Source organism: Candidatus Pelagibacter sp. PS_41, assembly GCF_059417725.1.
In genome coordinates, this window is sequence record NZ_CM182062.1 from 735,784 (window position 1) to 749,952 (window position 14,169).

Below are 14,169 nucleotides of genomic sequence, written 5' to 3' on the forward strand. Positions count from 1 at the left end.
AAAATGAACAAATACAAAATTGTTAAGATTTACCAACTATGATTTATTATAATTATGAGTTCTGAAAAAAAAATTAGCGCTGGGGAAAGTGAACTTCCTTATTTTACGACCCCTATTCAAAATGAGGAAGTTTCATCAAAGCGAGTTGATATAAATGTACTTTTAAATAGAGCAAGAAAAGTTCAAGAAAAAGAAACAAGAACTAACTTAGTATTAGCTGGACTTGGACTTAGTTTAGTTTTTGTTGTTGGGTTAATTTTATCTTTCTAATTACATATTTCCATACTTTGGACCACCACTTCCTTCAGGCGTCACCCAAGTAATATTTTGGGAAGGCTCTTTGATATCACAGGTTTTACAATGAATACAATTTTGTGAATTTATCACAAATTTATTTATCCCATTTTCATTTTGAACTTCATAAACACCTGCTGGACAATATCGTTGTGCAGGTTCATCAAATTTTTCTAAAGTATAATTTATTGGTAAATTAGGATCTTTTAATTGTAAGTGCACTGGTTGATTGTCAGCATGATTAGTTCCTGTTAAATAAACAGAACTTGTTTTGTCAAAGGTAATTACATTGTCTGGTTTTGGATAATCAATTTTTGGCATTTCATTTGCTGGCTTTAATGTTTCGTGGTCAGCATGTTTATGCTTTAAGGTAAAAGGTAATTTTCCTCTAAACAATATTTGATCGATTCCAGTGAATATTATTCCAAGAATTAAGCCCCAGCTAAAACTTGGTTTAACATTTCGAGCCGCATGTAATTCTTGATAGACCCAGCTTTTTTTGAACTTATCTTCATATATGGATAAACTTTTATTTTCTTTTAAATGCTCATTGATAGTTTCAGCTGCAATCATTCCACTCTTCATTGCGGTATGTGACCCTTTAATTTTTGGCATATTTAAAGTTCCCGCATCACAACCAATAAGCAAAGCTCCCGGCATAAACATTTTTGGTAAACTTTGTAGTCCACCCTCAATTAAAGCACGAGCACCATAAGAAATACGTTTTCCACCTTCAATTATTTTTTTAATTGCAGGATGAGTTTTAAATCTTTGAAATTCATCAAACGGAGAAAGATATGGGTTTTTATAATCAAGACCAATTACATAACCTAAAAAAACTTGTTTATTTTCTGCATGATACATAAAACTTCCACCATAAGTATTGTTATCTAGTGGCCAACCTGCAGTATGCATGACCATTCCTTCTTGATGATTTTTTTCAGTTATTTCCCAAATTTCTTTAAATCCAATTCCATATTGTTGAGGGTCTTTACCTTCAGATAAATTAAATTTTTCAATTAATTGTTTTCCAAGATGTCCTCTACATCCTTCAGCAAAAACAGTAACTTTTCCTAAAAGTTCTATGCCAGGTTCAAAACTATCTTTTTTGTTTCCTTCTTTATCAACTCCCATATCTTGAGTTGCAACTCCTTTGACTGATCCATCTTCATTATATAAAATTTCACTTGCTGGAAAGCCTGGAAATATTTCAACTCCTAAACCTTCTGCTTGTTCTGCTAACCATCTACATAAATTAGCTAAACTAATTATGTAATTGTTATGATTTTGTTGAACCGATGGTAACAACCAAGTAGGCCAACTTATTGATTTGGATTTTCCTAAAAATAAAAATTTTTCCTTAGAAACCTTGGTTTTAATAGGTGAATTTAGTTCTTTCCAATTTGGCAATAACTCATCTAAGGCCCTGGTTTCAAAAACATTACCACTTAAAATATGAGCACCGATCTCAGATGCTTTTTCTAATAGACAAACATTTAATTCTGGATTTATTTGTTTTAATTTAATTGCAGTTGATAATCCTGAGGGACCACCTCCAACAATCACCACATCATATTCCATTGCTTCTCTAGGCATATGGTATTTTTTTATATTATTTGCTATTTTTGTATAGTGTTTAATTTATTCAATTCTTCTAGAAATTGTGGAAGAGCTTCAAACAAGTCAGCTTCTAAACCGTAATCTGCAACACTAAAAATAGGTGCTTCCCCATCTTTATTTATTGCAACAATAATTTTACTTTCTTTCATGCCAGCCAAATGTTGAATTGCGCCAGAGATTCCAACCGCAATATATAAATCTGGTACAACAACTTTACCTGTTTGACCAACTTGATGTTCATTGCTTATATACCCAGCATCCACTGCTGCACGTGAGGCTCCTATTGCTGCATTTAATTTATCAGCTATATCTGTAATCAATTTAAAATTATCTCCACTTTGCATACCTCTTCCACCTGAAATCACAACTCTTGCAGTTCCAAGCTCTGGTCTGTCTGATTTAACTTCTTCTCTTTTAATAAATTTTGATACAGTAACTTCATCTGCAGCATCCATTTTTTCAACTGTTGCAGATCCTCCTGACGTTTCACATGGTTCAAATGAGGTTGGTCTTATAGTTATGCATTTTTTTGTATCATTGCTTTTAACAGTTGCAAATGCATTGCCCGCATAAATAGGTCTTATAAATGTATCTGGAGAAATCACTTTTATTATATCGCTTACTTGTGAAGTGTCTAGCAACGCTGCTATTCTTGGCATTAAATTTTTACCAAATGTATTTGCAGAGCTAACTACATGTGAATAATTTTCAGAAGCCTTAACGACTAATGGTGCAAAATTTTCAGGCAAAAAATTTTCATAATGAGAAGCTTCAGCTTGTATTACTTTTTTAACCAAAGGTATTTCTGATAAAGCTTTTGCAACTTCAGAGCAATTATTTCCTATTAATAATGCATGAACATCACTATCAATTTGTGATGCTGCAGTAATTGCATTAAGAGTAAATGGTCTTAATTCTTTATTATTATGTTCAGCAATTAATAAAATAGACATTATATAACCTTCGCTTCATTTTTAAGTTTTTGTACTAATTCAGCTACACTTGACACTTTTATTCCAGCTTTTCTTTTTGGTGGCTCTTCAACTTTAATTTGTTGAACTCTTGGTGCTGCATCAACACCTAAATCTGCTGCTGATAGTTCATCGATTGGTTTTTTTTTAGCTTTCATAATATTTGGTAATGAAGCATATCGAGGTTCATTTAATCTTAAATCACAAGTAACCACCGCTGGAACATTAACTTCAATTGTCTCCAAACCTTCATCAATTTCTCTTATGATTTCTAATTTATTATCTTTAATGTCTATCTTTGATGCAAAAGTTGCCTGAGGCCAGTTTAATAATGCACTAAGCATTTGCCCAGTTTGATTACAATCGTCATCAATTGCTTGTTTTCCCATAAATACTAAATCTGGTTTTTCTTTATCTACAATTTTTTGCAATAATTTAGCGACTGCTAAAGGCTCAACAATTCCATCTATTTTAACATGAATTCCTCGGTCTGCACCAACTGCTAATGCTTTACGAACTGTTTCTTGTGACTTTTCTTCACCAATAGTTACTGCTACTATTTCCGTGGCTTTACCAGCTTCTTTAATTTTTACAGCTTCTTCTATTGCATTATCATCAGGTGGATTTGTTGACATTTTAACGTTGTCTGTGACGACACCAGTGCCATCCTCCTTAACTCTTATTTGGACGTTGTAATCAATAACTCTTTTTACGGCGACTAATATTTTCATTATGCTCTTAGTAAATTATTTTCTGGGTCATAAGGACTTTCCTCTAAAATTGTACAATCATACATTTTACCAAGAATATCAATTTTCAATTTTTGCCCTGGTGTCGCAATCTCTGGCTTAACCATTCCTAATGCTATTGATTTACCTAGTCTAAAACCAAAATCTCCACCAGTTGCACGTCCAATTACTTTTCCATTATCATAAATTGGATTATTTCCTAAAACATCTGCATCTTCTATATTGTGAACTTCTAAGGTAACCAGTTGATTTGAAAATCCTTTTTCTCTCCATTTATTCAAAGCCTCTAATCCAATAAATTTTCCTTTATTCGGGTGAATAAATCTATCTAACCCAGATTCGTAAGGTGAGTATTCGATTGATAATTCTGTGCCAACAAGTTTATAAGATTTTTCAAGTCTTAAACTATTCATAGCTCTAATTCCATAAGGCTTAAGACCTAAATCTTTTCCAGCTTCCATTAATTTATCAAAAATATGATTTTGGTATTCAATTGGGTGATGAAGTTCCCAACCTAGTTCCCCTACAAAATTTACTCTCATTGCATTAACTTGTGCATTTCCAACATCAACAGTTTTTGCACTTAACCATTTAAAGTTTTCATTTGAAAAATCATCTCTTGATACTCTAGTCATTAACTCTCTAGCTTTAGGACCAGAGACAACTAGAACACCAATGCTATTTGTTAAGTTTTCAAATTGAACACTACCATCGGTTGGCATCCATTTTTGAATCCAGTCATGGTCTAATCTTTGATTTGCTCCTGCGGAAACTAAATAATAACTTCCCTCTGCTTCTTTCATGATTGTAAATTCAGAATGCACTCCACCCTTAGTATTAAGAGCATGACATAATCCAATTCTGCCAATTTTTTTTGGAAGTTTATTTGCAACTAAATAATCTAAAAACTCTTCAGCACCAGATCCTTTAATTCTACATTTCGCAAATGCAGTCATATCCAGAAGACCAACATTTTCTTTTACATTTTTACATTCTTTTTCTATCGCCTTAAACCATTTAGATCTTCTAAAAGACCAGTCATCTTTTTGTTCCATTCCATCAACTGCAAAGAAATTGGGTCTTTCCCATCCAAATTTTTGACCAAAAACTGCACCAAGGGCTTTCATTCTATCATAACAAGGTGATGTTCTTAATTCTCTAGCAGCCTCTCTTTCTTCGTCAGGATAATGAACTTTAAATACATGATTGTATGCTTCTTCATTTTTTTCTTTTAAATATGATTTTGAAACATAATCACCAAATCTTCTTGGTTCGACACCAAGCATATCTATTGTAGGTTCACCATCAACTATCCATTCTGCAAGTTGCCATCCAGCTCCACCTGCTGCCGTTATTCCAAAACTATGTCCTTCGTTAATCCAAAAATTCTTTAATCCCCATGCGGGTCCAACAATCGGGTTTCCATCAGGTGTATAACAAATTGCACCATTGTAAACTTTCTTAACTCCTACTTCTCCAAAAGCAGGTACACGGTGAATAGCTCCTTCAATATGTGGTGCTAGTCTATCTAAGTCTTCTTGAAATAATTCATATTCAGAATCTTTTGATGGACCATCTACATAGCATGCGGGAGCTCCATCTTCATATGGACCTAATATTAATCCACCTGCTTCCTCTCTCATATACCATCTACTATCACTATCTCTTAAAACTCCCATTTCAGGTAAACCATCTTTTTTTCTTTTTACAATATCTGGATGAGGTTCTGTTACGATATATTGATGTTCAACTGGTATTACCGGAATATCTAAACCAACCATTTTTCCAGTTTGTCTTGCAAAATTTCCAGAGCAAGAAATTACATGTTCACACTCTATTGCACCTTTATCTGTTTCAACAATCCAGCCATCTTTAGTTTGTTTCATTCCAACTACAGCTGTATTTCTATAAATTTCTGCACCTAAATTTCTAGCCCCTGTTGCCATTGCTTGTGTTAAGTCAGCAGGCTGAATATAGCCATCTTCTGGATGTTGGATTGCACCAATTAAATCTTCTGTATTACACAAGGGCCAAATTTCTTTTACCTGATCGGGCGTTAAAAATTTTACGTCAACACCAATTGTTTGAGCAACACCTGCATACTGATGATACTCATCCATTCTATCTTTAGTACTTGCTAAACGAATATTTGATACAACACTGAAACCTACATTTTTTCCAGTTTCTTCTTCTAATTTTTTATAAAGATTAACTGCATATTTGTGAAGTTGACCAACTGAATAGCTCATATTAAACAAAGGCAGTAATCCAGCAGCATGCCAAGTCGAACCAGATGTTAATTCTTTTCTCTCAATTAAAACAACATCAGACCAACCTTTTTTTGCAAGGTGATAAAGGGCGCTAACTCCTACTACACCGCCACCAACTACAACAACTTTAGCTTTAGATTTCATTAATCCGATTCCTACTATTTTTTTATTATTAACGAAACAAAATTCGTTTAGTTATTAGCTTAAATTGAAGATCCAAGAGGCATTGGCGAAGACACCATTGTGGTAAGCCAGCAGTCCTTGAGAGGACCCTCTTTTATATATTTTTCAACTGCCCACTTAAATTTATAATAGACCTTATCTCTATCAAGAACTGTTACCTCAAAAAGAGCAGTTAAATCATCAGATTTTATCTCCACAACCTTATGATCCAAGTGATTAAGTAGCATCACATAAGATTTTCCTTTAATCATTGTTTTAAACCTATCTAAGGGACCTGTATTTTTTTGATTATTTGGGTGTGCAAATTCCCAAGTCTGCTCAATTCCATTATCCTTTTTTGGATTATCGTTCTGTTTTAAGCTTCTTAATTGGATTTTGACAACTTGATAAGGTTCAATCCCATTATTAGGTTTTACCAATTCAGCAAATGATGGAGATGTAAAAAATAAAGTAATTAAAATTACTTTATATATTTTGAGCAGTTGTTCTGACGTCTTCCAAAAATAGTTCTCTTTTTTTATCACTGACAAACGGTACAGCAAAATATCTTCTGTAAACAATATTATAAATGCCACACATGTGAAAGACCCCTCTTTTTAATCTTCTTATAGGCAGGTTTAAAAAGAAAGTTGTAACAGCCAGTCTTGGTGATCCATAGGTACAAAAAATTATAGCTTTTTTGTCTTTTAAATTTCCCATTGGATAACCGTAGTTTCCAACTAATTTTTTAAATGTATAGGCCCATGGTGGTGATAAAACTTTATCTATCCATCCCTCTACGATTGCTGGCATTCTAAAGTTCCAAATAGGTGCAATTAATACAATTGTATCACATTTTTCAATTCGTTTACGATGATCTAGAACATCTTCACCGGCTTGCTCACCAGCAAAAACAGGATTAAATTTTTCTTTATATAAATCTACACAATCAACTGAATGACCTTTTGCCTCAGCTGTTTCTATAAACGTATCTCTAATCGCAGCGTTAAAGGATTTTTCGTTATAGTGACCATATAAAAGAAATATTTTTTTCATTTGTGTATTTTTAAACTAGTTCTATAAGAAAGCCATGAAAAATTTTTATGTAATTGAAGGTGAGCATACCAACCCAAACGAAATTAAAACATTACTGAAGAATACTGAAAAAAAACATGGCCCCTTTGAAGAACAAGAAGCTAATCAGATTGCAAAGGGATTAATTCAAAAAAATATAGATGATTTTTATCATCGTGCTTGGGTCATAAAAAACTAGCTCTGCAAAACAGGAAAAGCTGGGTTGATATTTAAAAAAAGCTTTTGATATTCCATTTTAGTGCATCTATTTTCAATGTATTCAATATCATTACTCTCTACCAACTCTTTAGCATCATCACTTCTAATTCCAAGTTGTAACCAAAGAACTTTAGCTCCAATTTTAACACTCTCTTCTGCATACTTATTGGCTTCTGCAGATGGTCTAAATACATCTACAATATCAATAGGTATTTTAATATCTTCAAGTTTTTCAAAAACCTCTTCTCCTAAAATTTTTTGACCCTTTGCACTTGGGTTAACTGGGATAACTCTAAAGCCATACTTCTGCATATATTTCATAACAATAGTTGAGGGTTTTTTATCATCTTTACTAACACCCACCATTGCAATTGTTTTATACTTTGAGAGAATTTTTTTTATTTTATCATTCACTACTTATGTTTCCACTTAGGTTTTCTTTTTTGCAAAAATGCTGAGATCCCTTCTTTTGCATCCATTGCCATCATATTTTTAGTCATCATTTTACTCGTATATGCATAAGCTTTTCTCAATGGCATTTCTAATTGATTATAAAAAGTTTGTTTTCCAATTTTAATTGTAAGGCTTGATTTTGAAGCAATAGTTTTGGCAATTTTTAATACTTCATTATTTAATTTTGATTTAGCAAAATGATTATTAATTAGTCCAATTTCTTTTGCATAATTTGCTTTAATAGGTTCACCAGTTAATAACATTTGCATCATTCTTTTTCTATTAACTTTTCTACTAACTGCAACCATTGGTGTACTACAAAATAAACCAATATTTACTCCTGGTGTTGCAAAAATTGCATCATTGGTACTGTAAGCAAGATCACAACTTGCAACTAACTGACAACCTGCTGCAAATGCTGCCCCATGAACTTTTGCAATAACTGGTTTTTTTCCTTCAACTATTTGAAGCATCAATTTTGAGCAAAGATTAAAAAGTTTTTGATACTTTTCTCTTTTTTTTAATCCACTCACTTCTTTTAAGTTATGACCTGCACTAAAACCTTTGCCAGCACCTTCAATAATAATTGCTTTAACATCGTTATTATTATCTAATCTTTTAAAAACTTTGATTAGGTCGTTTAAATTTTTAAATGAAAGTGCGTTATATGTTTTTGGCTCATTAATGATGATTGAGGCAATATCTTTATTTGAAAATTTTACTTTAATATTACTTAAGTTTGCCATCTTCTCTCATTTTAGCTCTAATTTTAGTTGCCGATATTTGTTGAATTTCCTCTGATAAAACTATTTCTTCAATTTTATAACCAACTCCTCTACCGTAACAAATATTTGTAATATTAGGTACTAATATCACCTTAAATCTACCTTCAAACTCTGGGTTTAATCTTTCTTCAATATTCTTTTTCACTGTGTCAAAATCAAATGGGTTATCATCAACTCCTTGAACGTCTCTTATTTGAATACAAACTTGTCCAGTTTTTTTAATAATTTCCTGAAATAAAGCATAATGACCATCATGAAATGGTTGCCACCTTCCTAACATTTGTGCAGTTGGTTTTTTATTGTCCCATTTGTAAGTCATTATTTTATCTCCTTTAATATTATTGGTGCCCAGTATTTAGCATCTTGAGTTGTGACCTGACAATCAAATTTTTCAGGCTTTACAAACATTTTGTTAGTATCATCAAAACGTCCTTCTTTTATTGTGTTTACCCAAATAATATAATCAGCAGGAAATAAGTTTCTAGCTTCAGGAGTTGGGCAAACAAAATCTGCCACAACATAATTTCCCTCATCTTTCAATTTTTTTGCAAAATCTGCCATTCGCTTTGATTGTCTTATTCTTCCTTGTTCTGAAAAATCCCAATCATTAGCTTCTTTTCTAACCTCATCAGCATTCAGTCTTTTGGCATTTAACATTGGTGCTATTTCATTTGCTAAAGTTGTCTTGCCCGAGCCGGGTAGACCCATTATTAAAATTATTTTCATTTTATATTAAATTTTCTGCTACCCATTTATGAAATTGATGGGTTGGATTATCCATTATTGGTGAAAAATTTCCACCGTTATATGCTGGTGAATTTCTACCTTCCTGCATACCCTCAATAGCTTTTATATCCTCTTTCATTACTTCTTTCCAAAATTCTGAATTTTTTTTTCTCATCTCACTAAACTCAGATCCATTTGCACTGTCATCACCAACATAATACATCATTAAATGCTCTTTAGTCTCACTAATAGACTTTGGTTCTAACCAAAAAACATAAAAATGGTCTACATGAAGACCAATCATTACGTTTGGAAATAAAGCAATATATTCAGCCTTTTTAGATAAGTTTTTAGGCCAATTTGGAAAATTATTAAAACTTTGATTTCCTTTAACAGGTTGATCATATTTATTTGTTCCTTGCCCAGCAAATCTATTGGGTAGACCTTGAATATGGTAATGATTACTAATATTTGAAACTTTATTTAATTCAGGATGTATCCATGGCAAATGATAACTTTCACAGTAATTCTCTATTGCAAACTTCCAGTTACACTTAACATCAAGACTGAAGTATCCATGATCTTTTGCGTGCTTAAGTAATTTTTGATCTTCCTTAGATATAAATTTTGACCATCTTTCTTCAAGTGGCTTGATATACTCATCAAACTCTAATTCATTATCATTTATATTAACAAATATTATATCCATCCAAACTTTGATTTTAACCTCTTTTAAATTGCTTGATGATTTATCAAATTTTTCTGTCTCATGAACATTCAGACCTCCAATGTGAGGTGTCGCAACTAACTTTCCATCAAAATTGTAGGACCAGGAGTGGTATGGACATCTTAAGACATTTTTCAAAGCACAAGGCTCATCTAAAAGCTTGAAGCCTCTATGGCTGCAGACATTGTGAAATACCCTTATTTTTTTCTCCTTATCTCTTAGAATAATAAGAGGGATACCTAGTAAATTATAAGGTCGAGCGTCTCCTACATTTGGCACAGAACTTCCAACGCCAATCACCGTCCATTTATCCTTGAAAATCCTCTCTCTTTCAATGGTTAGATAGTCAGAGCTAGTGTAGCACTCGTTTGGTAAGCCATGAGCTGTTTCAATAGGGTTTCCAACAACCCTGATTTTGTCCAAATCTAAAATCTCTGAAAGTTTAAAATATTTGGTATTTTTGGACATAAAAAAAATTATCACTGAGATTTATTTTGGCAACAAATATCTTTGTCCACAAGATGAATTTCTTTGACAGCTTTTACAAAAAAGATAAAGATCAAAAAAAAATGAATTTTTCTCTTGAGGTTGGACCTCACACAGATCTTGAAACATTGCCACCAGTTAAAGATGTTTATGTGACTATGCTACCAGGTGGAGACTATAAAGAAACCGCAGCAAAATCTGGTGATTTAGTTAAAAAAGGTTTCAATCCAGTTCCCCATTTTCCAGCAAGATCAATTTTAGATGAGCAGCAGTTAAAAGATTTTATCACAAGATGTAAAGATGTTGGTACAAAACAAGCTTTAGTAATAGGTGGTAGTAGAGATCCAATTGGAAAATTTGATAGTTCAATACAAATTTTAGAAACAGGATTTTTTGAAGGAATTAAAATAGGAATAGCAGGGCATCCGGAAGGTAGTCCTGATATTTCTGATAAAGAATTAGAAAAAGCTATGATGGATAAAAAACCTTACGCCGATTATATAGTGACTCAATGGTTACTAGATAGTCAACCCATTGTAGATTTCATTTCTAAGCAGTCAGTACCAGTGCATGTGGGAATTACTGGGCCAATGAAAATATCCAGCTTAATTAAGTTTGCTAATATAGTTGGGGCGAAAAATTCCATAAATTTTCTTAGATCTAATTTTAGTAAGGCATTAGATTTATTGAAACCTAAAGACCCTAATGATTTAATTGGGAAAGTGAAAGAGTTTACAGGTAACTTCCACATTTATACATTCGGCGGCTTGAAGGAAACTAACAAGTGGTTGAAGGAGAATGGTTATGTCTAATGAATTTGACTATACTAAACTAAAACACGTAACTTCAGTTGATCAATCAGATCGTGAAGTACCGTATAACTTAAGACAAAGTGGTCCTACAAAAGTTGAGATGTTAATTTCAACAAGAGTAAGAAAATCTCCATACTGGCATTTATCTATGCAAGCTGGTTGTTGGAGAGCAACTGTATACAATCGTATTTATCACCCAAGAGGTTATGTAAAACCTGAAGATGGTGGAGCGATGGTTGAATATGAAGCAATTAAAAATCACGTTACAATGTGGAACGTTGCTGTTGAAAGACAAATTAGAGTTAAAGGTCCAGATGCAGAAAAGTTTACTGACTATGTTATAACTAGAGATGCAACTAAAATCTCACCAATGAGAGCAAGATATGTAATTTTATGTAATGCTTATGGTGGTGTTTTAAATGATCCTATTCTTCTTAGAATTTCTAAAGATGAATTTTGGTTTTCATTATCGGACTCTGATATTGGAATGTATCTTCAAGGTGTTAATGCTGATGGAAGGTTTAATTGTACTATTGATGAGATTGATGTTTGTCCAGTACAAATTCAAGGACCTAAATCAAAAGCTTTAATGAAAGACCTTTGTGGAGATCAAGTTGATTTTGACAATATGCCTTTCTATGGTTTAGCTGAAGCAAAAATTGGTGGCAGAAGTTGTATAATTTCACAATCTGGTTTCTCAGGTGAAGCTGGATATGAAATTTATCTAAGAGATGCCACTAAATATGCTGACGATATGTGGAATGCTGTTCTTGCTGCAGGTAAAAAACATAGCCTGATGGTTATCGCTCCTGCTCACCACAGAAGAATTCAAGCTGGAATTCTTTCTTGGGGACAAGATATGGATCAACAACATAACCCTTACCAGTGTAATCTTGGTTATCAAGTGTCACTTTCAGGTAAAGGTGAGTGGAATAAAAAAGCTGACTATGTTGGAAAAGCTGCTTTAGAGAAAATGGGCGCTGATCTTAAAGCTGGTAAAAAACCTTACAAACTTCAGTTAGTAGGTCTTGAGTTGGGTGGAAAACCAATTGAAGAATATGCTCCTGACTTTTGGTTAGTGTCACCTGAAAGCGGTGGAGATCCTGTAGGATTTATTACATCTCCTTGGTATCACCCTGAAAAAGGTCAAAATATAGCAATGGGATATGTGCCATTTGATGGAACATTAAATGCTAATGGTTTCCCTAAAGGTAAAGTTGGAACTAAGTACAAAGTTCACTTACCTGCTAAATATTCTGACACACCAGGAACACCAGTTGATGCTGTGGTAGTGGATATTCCATTTACAGAATCTTATAACGCAAACACTAGAGAAGTCGTTAAAGGTTAAATTAATTATTTGGGGGAGACTTATTCTCCCCCACTAATAATGACAAAAACATTTCTAATCGTAGTTTGCATAATAATCGTAATTGCTTTAATAATCTTTCCACTATTTGTTTCTTACAAAGCTCAGAAAAGTAGTAAAAAAAATAAATAATGTTTGGTCAATTTTTAAATATAATTGTTCGGTCTATTAAATTAGATAAAACTCTTTACAAAGATAATAAGAACTTTGGTGAAGCTGCAATATATTTTGCAGGACTTATAATGATACTAGATGGTATTGCTGGTGCAGTTGCTGCAAACACTGTTATTAAAACTGCTGTTGCAATGTCTGGCTTAACTGCCATTCTTACTTGGTTTGTATGGGGATTATTTATTTATGTGATCGGTGTAAAATTATTTCCAGATAAAGAAACTAAAGTTCCTTTTAAAAAAGTTTTAACAGCGGTAGGGTTTGCACATGCACCAGGGCTTTTAAGGTTTTTTGCTGTAACACCAGAGTTAATGATCCCAATAATATTTCTAACTCAGTTTTGGATATTTGCTGGATTAATTATTTCAACAAAACAAGTTTTAAATTTAAAATCTAATTTTAAATCATTTGGAATAGTCTTTTTGGCTTTTTTAATAATTGCTTTTCTCTCAATATCTTTTGTGATGAGCAAAATGAATGCTCTACCCATTAGCAATATTAGCTAAAGCGGAAATATAGTTTTTGAAAGTTTGCAAGAATTACAGGTTTTAAATCCTGTTAAAATCAAATTTTGAGAAACACTCGGGTCTTCTTTTTTACACTCTTCACAAAAATTATCTAATTGAAGAACTTCTTCATCATTATTAGTTTGATCATCAAAGTCTTTAGTCATTATCAGTAAGACCAGCCCCTGCTCCACCTTGTTTTAGGCTTTCATTTTCTTCAACAAATGTTTCTTCTGAAAGCTTATAAAGCTCATTCCATTCATCGTCATTAAATGAGTCTCTATTTTCAATGACTTTTAAATAAACATTATTAGCAGATTCTATAATTTCATTTTTTGAATAATTTGAATAAATATTATTATTAAAATTTAACAGAAATTCTTTGTCATCAATTTTTAAGAAAATTCTTTTTCCAATCACTGCTGTCGCTCGACTTATAAAAGGTAAGAAAAGTAAAGGGTATAAGACTTTTTTAAAGTTTACTTGATTTAATTTTTCTAAGGTTTTGATTTGATCTAAAACATTCACTCCAGCTATAATTGGGCAATATCCATCTCTATTTGCTACGTTATCCTGATTAACCGCACTAATCATATCAAGACTCAATTTTTTTTTTTCTTAAAAAAACTATTAAGATTTTTGACTCCTGGTAAATTGAAAATTTCAAGCAATCTTATATTTTTAGCAACTTCTTCTGCAATACCCCAAGAATAACCAGCAGCTCTACTTGATCTTTTTGAAACAGTTTCTATTTCGCTTAGAGACCTCATCTTTT

Annotated in this window: 19 protein-coding genes; 5 read left to right on the plus strand and 14 right to left on the minus strand. The window is 32.6% G+C overall.

Translation table 11 applies throughout. The annotated features are described in order from the left end of the window. Nucleotides 1-54 precede the first annotated feature (54 nt). Nucleotides 55-270, plus strand: coding sequence for a hypothetical protein (locus AC5SL8_RS04120; RefSeq protein ID WP_494579159.1), 216 nt, complete (start codon nucleotides 55-57; stop codon nucleotides 268-270). On the opposite strand, the gene AC5SL8_RS04125 is transcribed toward AC5SL8_RS04120, so the two are convergent. Genes AC5SL8_RS04125 through AC5SL8_RS04150 form a run of 6 tightly spaced genes read right to left on the minus strand, consistent with a single transcriptional unit; the run spans nucleotide 271 to nucleotide 7,122 of the window. Beyond that, entirely contained in the window at nucleotides 271-1,890 is a 1,620-nt protein-coding gene (locus AC5SL8_RS04125) for an electron transfer flavoprotein-ubiquinone oxidoreductase (protein ID WP_494579161.1), read from the minus strand. A 23-nt stretch (nucleotides 1,891-1,913) separates the two neighbouring features. Continuing rightward, nucleotides 1,914-2,867 (minus strand): FAD-binding protein, encoded by a 954-nt coding sequence (locus AC5SL8_RS04130; RefSeq protein WP_271516890.1) that lies wholly within the window; start codon nucleotides 2,865-2,867, stop codon nucleotides 1,914-1,916. Beyond that, nucleotides 2,867-3,616 carry an electron transfer flavoprotein subunit beta/FixA family protein gene (locus AC5SL8_RS04135; RefSeq protein ID WP_494579162.1) on the minus strand — a complete coding sequence of 250 codons (750 nt, stop codon included), beginning with the start codon at nucleotides 3,614-3,616 and terminating at the stop codon, nucleotides 2,867-2,869. The genes AC5SL8_RS04130 and AC5SL8_RS04135 overlap by 1 nt, the downstream gene beginning before the upstream one ends. Continuing rightward, nucleotides 3,616-6,048: a GcvT family protein gene (locus AC5SL8_RS04140; protein WP_494579164.1), complete on the minus strand. Its 2,433-nt coding sequence runs from the start codon at nucleotides 6,046-6,048 to the stop codon at nucleotides 3,616-3,618. Before AC5SL8_RS04140 ends, AC5SL8_RS04135 begins: the two co-directional genes overlap by 1 nt. 59 nt (nucleotides 6,049-6,107) lie before the next feature. Then, the gene (locus AC5SL8_RS04145) at nucleotides 6,108-6,611 is read right to left on the minus strand and encodes a DUF4864 domain-containing protein (protein WP_494579166.1); all 504 of its coding nucleotides are present in this window, start codon (nucleotides 6,609-6,611) and stop codon (nucleotides 6,108-6,110) included. Further along, the gene (locus AC5SL8_RS04150; RefSeq protein ID WP_494579167.1) at nucleotides 6,553-7,122 is read right to left on the minus strand and encodes an NAD(P)H-dependent oxidoreductase; all 570 of its coding nucleotides are present in this window, start codon (nucleotides 7,120-7,122) and stop codon (nucleotides 6,553-6,555) included. The genes AC5SL8_RS04145 and AC5SL8_RS04150 overlap by 59 nt, the downstream gene beginning before the upstream one ends. Nucleotides 7,123-7,156: 34 nt before the next feature. Between AC5SL8_RS04150 and AC5SL8_RS04155 the strand changes: the two genes are divergently transcribed. Next, nucleotides 7,157-7,339: a hypothetical protein gene (locus AC5SL8_RS04155; protein ID WP_494579169.1), complete on the plus strand. Its 183-nt coding sequence runs from the start codon at nucleotides 7,157-7,159 to the stop codon at nucleotides 7,337-7,339. On the opposite strand, the gene AC5SL8_RS04160 is transcribed toward AC5SL8_RS04155, so the two are convergent. The 5 genes from AC5SL8_RS04160 to AC5SL8_RS04180 are packed head-to-tail and all read right to left on the minus strand — an operon-like array spanning nucleotide 7,336 to nucleotide 10,518. Then, complete coding sequence (locus AC5SL8_RS04160; protein ID WP_494579171.1) at nucleotides 7,336-7,773, minus strand: CoA-binding protein; 438 nt, start codon at nucleotides 7,771-7,773, stop codon at nucleotides 7,336-7,338. The two genes, AC5SL8_RS04155 and AC5SL8_RS04160, sit on opposite strands and share 4 nt — an antisense overlap. Further along, complete coding sequence (locus tag AC5SL8_RS04165) at nucleotides 7,773-8,558, minus strand: enoyl-CoA hydratase (RefSeq protein ID WP_494579172.1); 786 nt, start codon at nucleotides 8,556-8,558, stop codon at nucleotides 7,773-7,775. Before AC5SL8_RS04165 ends, AC5SL8_RS04160 begins: the two co-directional genes overlap by 1 nt. Then, nucleotides 8,542-8,916 carry a cytidyltransferase gene (locus AC5SL8_RS04170; RefSeq protein ID WP_494572706.1) on the minus strand — a complete coding sequence of 125 codons (375 nt, stop codon included), beginning with the start codon at nucleotides 8,914-8,916 and terminating at the stop codon, nucleotides 8,542-8,544. Before AC5SL8_RS04170 ends, AC5SL8_RS04165 begins: the two co-directional genes overlap by 17 nt. Next, nucleotides 8,916-9,323 (minus strand): P-loop nucleotide/nucleoside kinase family protein, encoded by a 408-nt coding sequence (locus AC5SL8_RS04175; protein WP_494579174.1) that lies wholly within the window; start codon nucleotides 9,321-9,323, stop codon nucleotides 8,916-8,918. Before AC5SL8_RS04175 ends, AC5SL8_RS04170 begins: the two co-directional genes overlap by 1 nt. Before the next feature lies 1 nt (nucleotide 9,324). Further along, a complete protein-coding gene (locus tag AC5SL8_RS04180) occupies nucleotides 9,325-10,518 on the minus strand; it encodes an aromatic ring-hydroxylating oxygenase subunit alpha (protein WP_494579175.1) in 1,194 nt (397 codons plus the stop codon). A 53-nt stretch (nucleotides 10,519-10,571) separates the two neighbouring features. On the opposite strand from AC5SL8_RS04180, the gene AC5SL8_RS04185 reads away from it, so the two are divergent. The 3 genes from AC5SL8_RS04185 to AC5SL8_RS04195 all read left to right on the plus strand — a co-directional run bounded on the left by AC5SL8_RS04185 (nucleotide 10,572) and on the right by AC5SL8_RS04195 (nucleotide 13,394). Further along, nucleotides 10,572-11,348, plus strand: coding sequence for a methylenetetrahydrofolate reductase (locus AC5SL8_RS04185; protein WP_494572709.1), 777 nt, complete (start codon nucleotides 10,572-10,574; stop codon nucleotides 11,346-11,348). Then, the gene (locus AC5SL8_RS04190) at nucleotides 11,341-12,699 is read left to right on the plus strand and encodes an aminomethyl transferase family protein (protein ID WP_494579177.1); all 1,359 of its coding nucleotides are present in this window, start codon (nucleotides 11,341-11,343) and stop codon (nucleotides 12,697-12,699) included. Before AC5SL8_RS04185 ends, AC5SL8_RS04190 begins: the two co-directional genes overlap by 8 nt. Before the next feature lie 149 nt (nucleotides 12,700-12,848). Continuing rightward, on the plus strand, nucleotides 12,849-13,394 hold the full coding sequence (locus AC5SL8_RS04195; protein WP_494579178.1) for a hypothetical protein: 546 nt from the start codon (nucleotides 12,849-12,851) through the stop codon (nucleotides 13,392-13,394). Here AC5SL8_RS04195 and AC5SL8_RS04200 read toward each other — a convergent pair. Genes AC5SL8_RS04200 through AC5SL8_RS04210 form a run of 3 tightly spaced genes read right to left on the minus strand, consistent with a single transcriptional unit; the run spans nucleotide 13,391 to nucleotide 14,164 of the window. Further along, nucleotides 13,391-13,561 (minus strand): hypothetical protein, encoded by a 171-nt coding sequence (locus AC5SL8_RS04200; RefSeq protein ID WP_494579179.1) that lies wholly within the window; start codon nucleotides 13,559-13,561, stop codon nucleotides 13,391-13,393. The two genes, AC5SL8_RS04195 and AC5SL8_RS04200, sit on opposite strands and share 4 nt — an antisense overlap. Continuing rightward, nucleotides 13,554-13,988, minus strand: a complete 435-nt coding sequence (locus AC5SL8_RS04205; RefSeq protein WP_494579181.1) for a DUF3726 domain-containing protein — start codon at nucleotides 13,986-13,988, stop codon at nucleotides 13,554-13,556. The genes AC5SL8_RS04200 and AC5SL8_RS04205 overlap by 8 nt, the downstream gene beginning before the upstream one ends. A gap of 8 nt (nucleotides 13,989-13,996) precedes the next feature. Beyond that, nucleotides 13,997-14,164 (minus strand): DUF3726 domain-containing protein, encoded by a 168-nt coding sequence (locus AC5SL8_RS04210; RefSeq protein WP_494579182.1) that lies wholly within the window; start codon nucleotides 14,162-14,164, stop codon nucleotides 13,997-13,999. Nucleotides 14,165-14,169: the final 5 nt, after the last annotated feature.

Excerpts from the sequence above, each read along its gene's own strand:
- AC5SL8_RS04120 (WP_494579159.1), top strand. The coding sequence starts at position 55 with ATGAGTTCTGAAAAAAAAATTAGCGCTGGGGAAAGTGAACTTCCTTAT.
- AC5SL8_RS04125 (WP_494579161.1), bottom strand. The coding sequence starts at position 1,890 with ATGCCTAGAGAAGCAATGGAATATGATGTGGTGATTGTTGGAGGTGGT.
- AC5SL8_RS04130 (WP_271516890.1), bottom strand. The coding sequence starts at position 2,867 with ATGTCTATTTTATTAATTGCTGAACATAATAATAAAGAATTAAGACCA.
- AC5SL8_RS04135 (WP_494579162.1), bottom strand. The coding sequence starts at position 3,616 with ATGAAAATATTAGTCGCCGTAAAAAGAGTTATTGATTACAACGTCCAA.
- AC5SL8_RS04140 (WP_494579164.1), bottom strand. The coding sequence starts at position 6,048 with ATGAAATCTAAAGCTAAAGTTGTTGTAGTTGGTGGCGGTGTAGTAGGA.
- AC5SL8_RS04150 (WP_494579167.1), bottom strand. The coding sequence starts at position 7,122 with ATGAAAAAAATATTTCTTTTATATGGTCACTATAACGAAAAATCCTTT.
- AC5SL8_RS04155 (WP_494579169.1), top strand. The coding sequence starts at position 7,157 with ATGAAAAATTTTTATGTAATTGAAGGTGAGCATACCAACCCAAACGAA.
- AC5SL8_RS04165 (WP_494579172.1), bottom strand. The coding sequence starts at position 8,558 with ATGGCAAACTTAAGTAATATTAAAGTAAAATTTTCAAATAAAGATATT.
- AC5SL8_RS04170 (WP_494572706.1), bottom strand. The coding sequence starts at position 8,916 with ATGACTTACAAATGGGACAATAAAAAACCAACTGCACAAATGTTAGGA.
- AC5SL8_RS04175 (WP_494579174.1), bottom strand. The coding sequence starts at position 9,323 with ATGAAAATAATTTTAATAATGGGTCTACCCGGCTCGGGCAAGACAACT.
- AC5SL8_RS04180 (WP_494579175.1), bottom strand. The coding sequence starts at position 10,518 with ATGTCCAAAAATACCAAATATTTTAAACTTTCAGAGATTTTAGATTTG.
- AC5SL8_RS04185 (WP_494572709.1), top strand. The coding sequence starts at position 10,572 with ATGAATTTCTTTGACAGCTTTTACAAAAAAGATAAAGATCAAAAAAAA.
- AC5SL8_RS04190 (WP_494579177.1), top strand. The coding sequence starts at position 11,341 with ATGTCTAATGAATTTGACTATACTAAACTAAAACACGTAACTTCAGTT.
- AC5SL8_RS04195 (WP_494579178.1), top strand. The coding sequence starts at position 12,849 with ATGTTTGGTCAATTTTTAAATATAATTGTTCGGTCTATTAAATTAGAT.
- AC5SL8_RS04200 (WP_494579179.1), bottom strand. The coding sequence starts at position 13,561 with ATGACTAAAGACTTTGATGATCAAACTAATAATGATGAAGAAGTTCTT.
- AC5SL8_RS04205 (WP_494579181.1), bottom strand. The coding sequence starts at position 13,988 with ATGATTAGTGCGGTTAATCAGGATAACGTAGCAAATAGAGATGGATAT.
- AC5SL8_RS04210 (WP_494579182.1), bottom strand. The coding sequence starts at position 14,164 with ATGAGGTCTCTAAGCGAAATAGAAACTGTTTCAAAAAGATCAAGTAGA.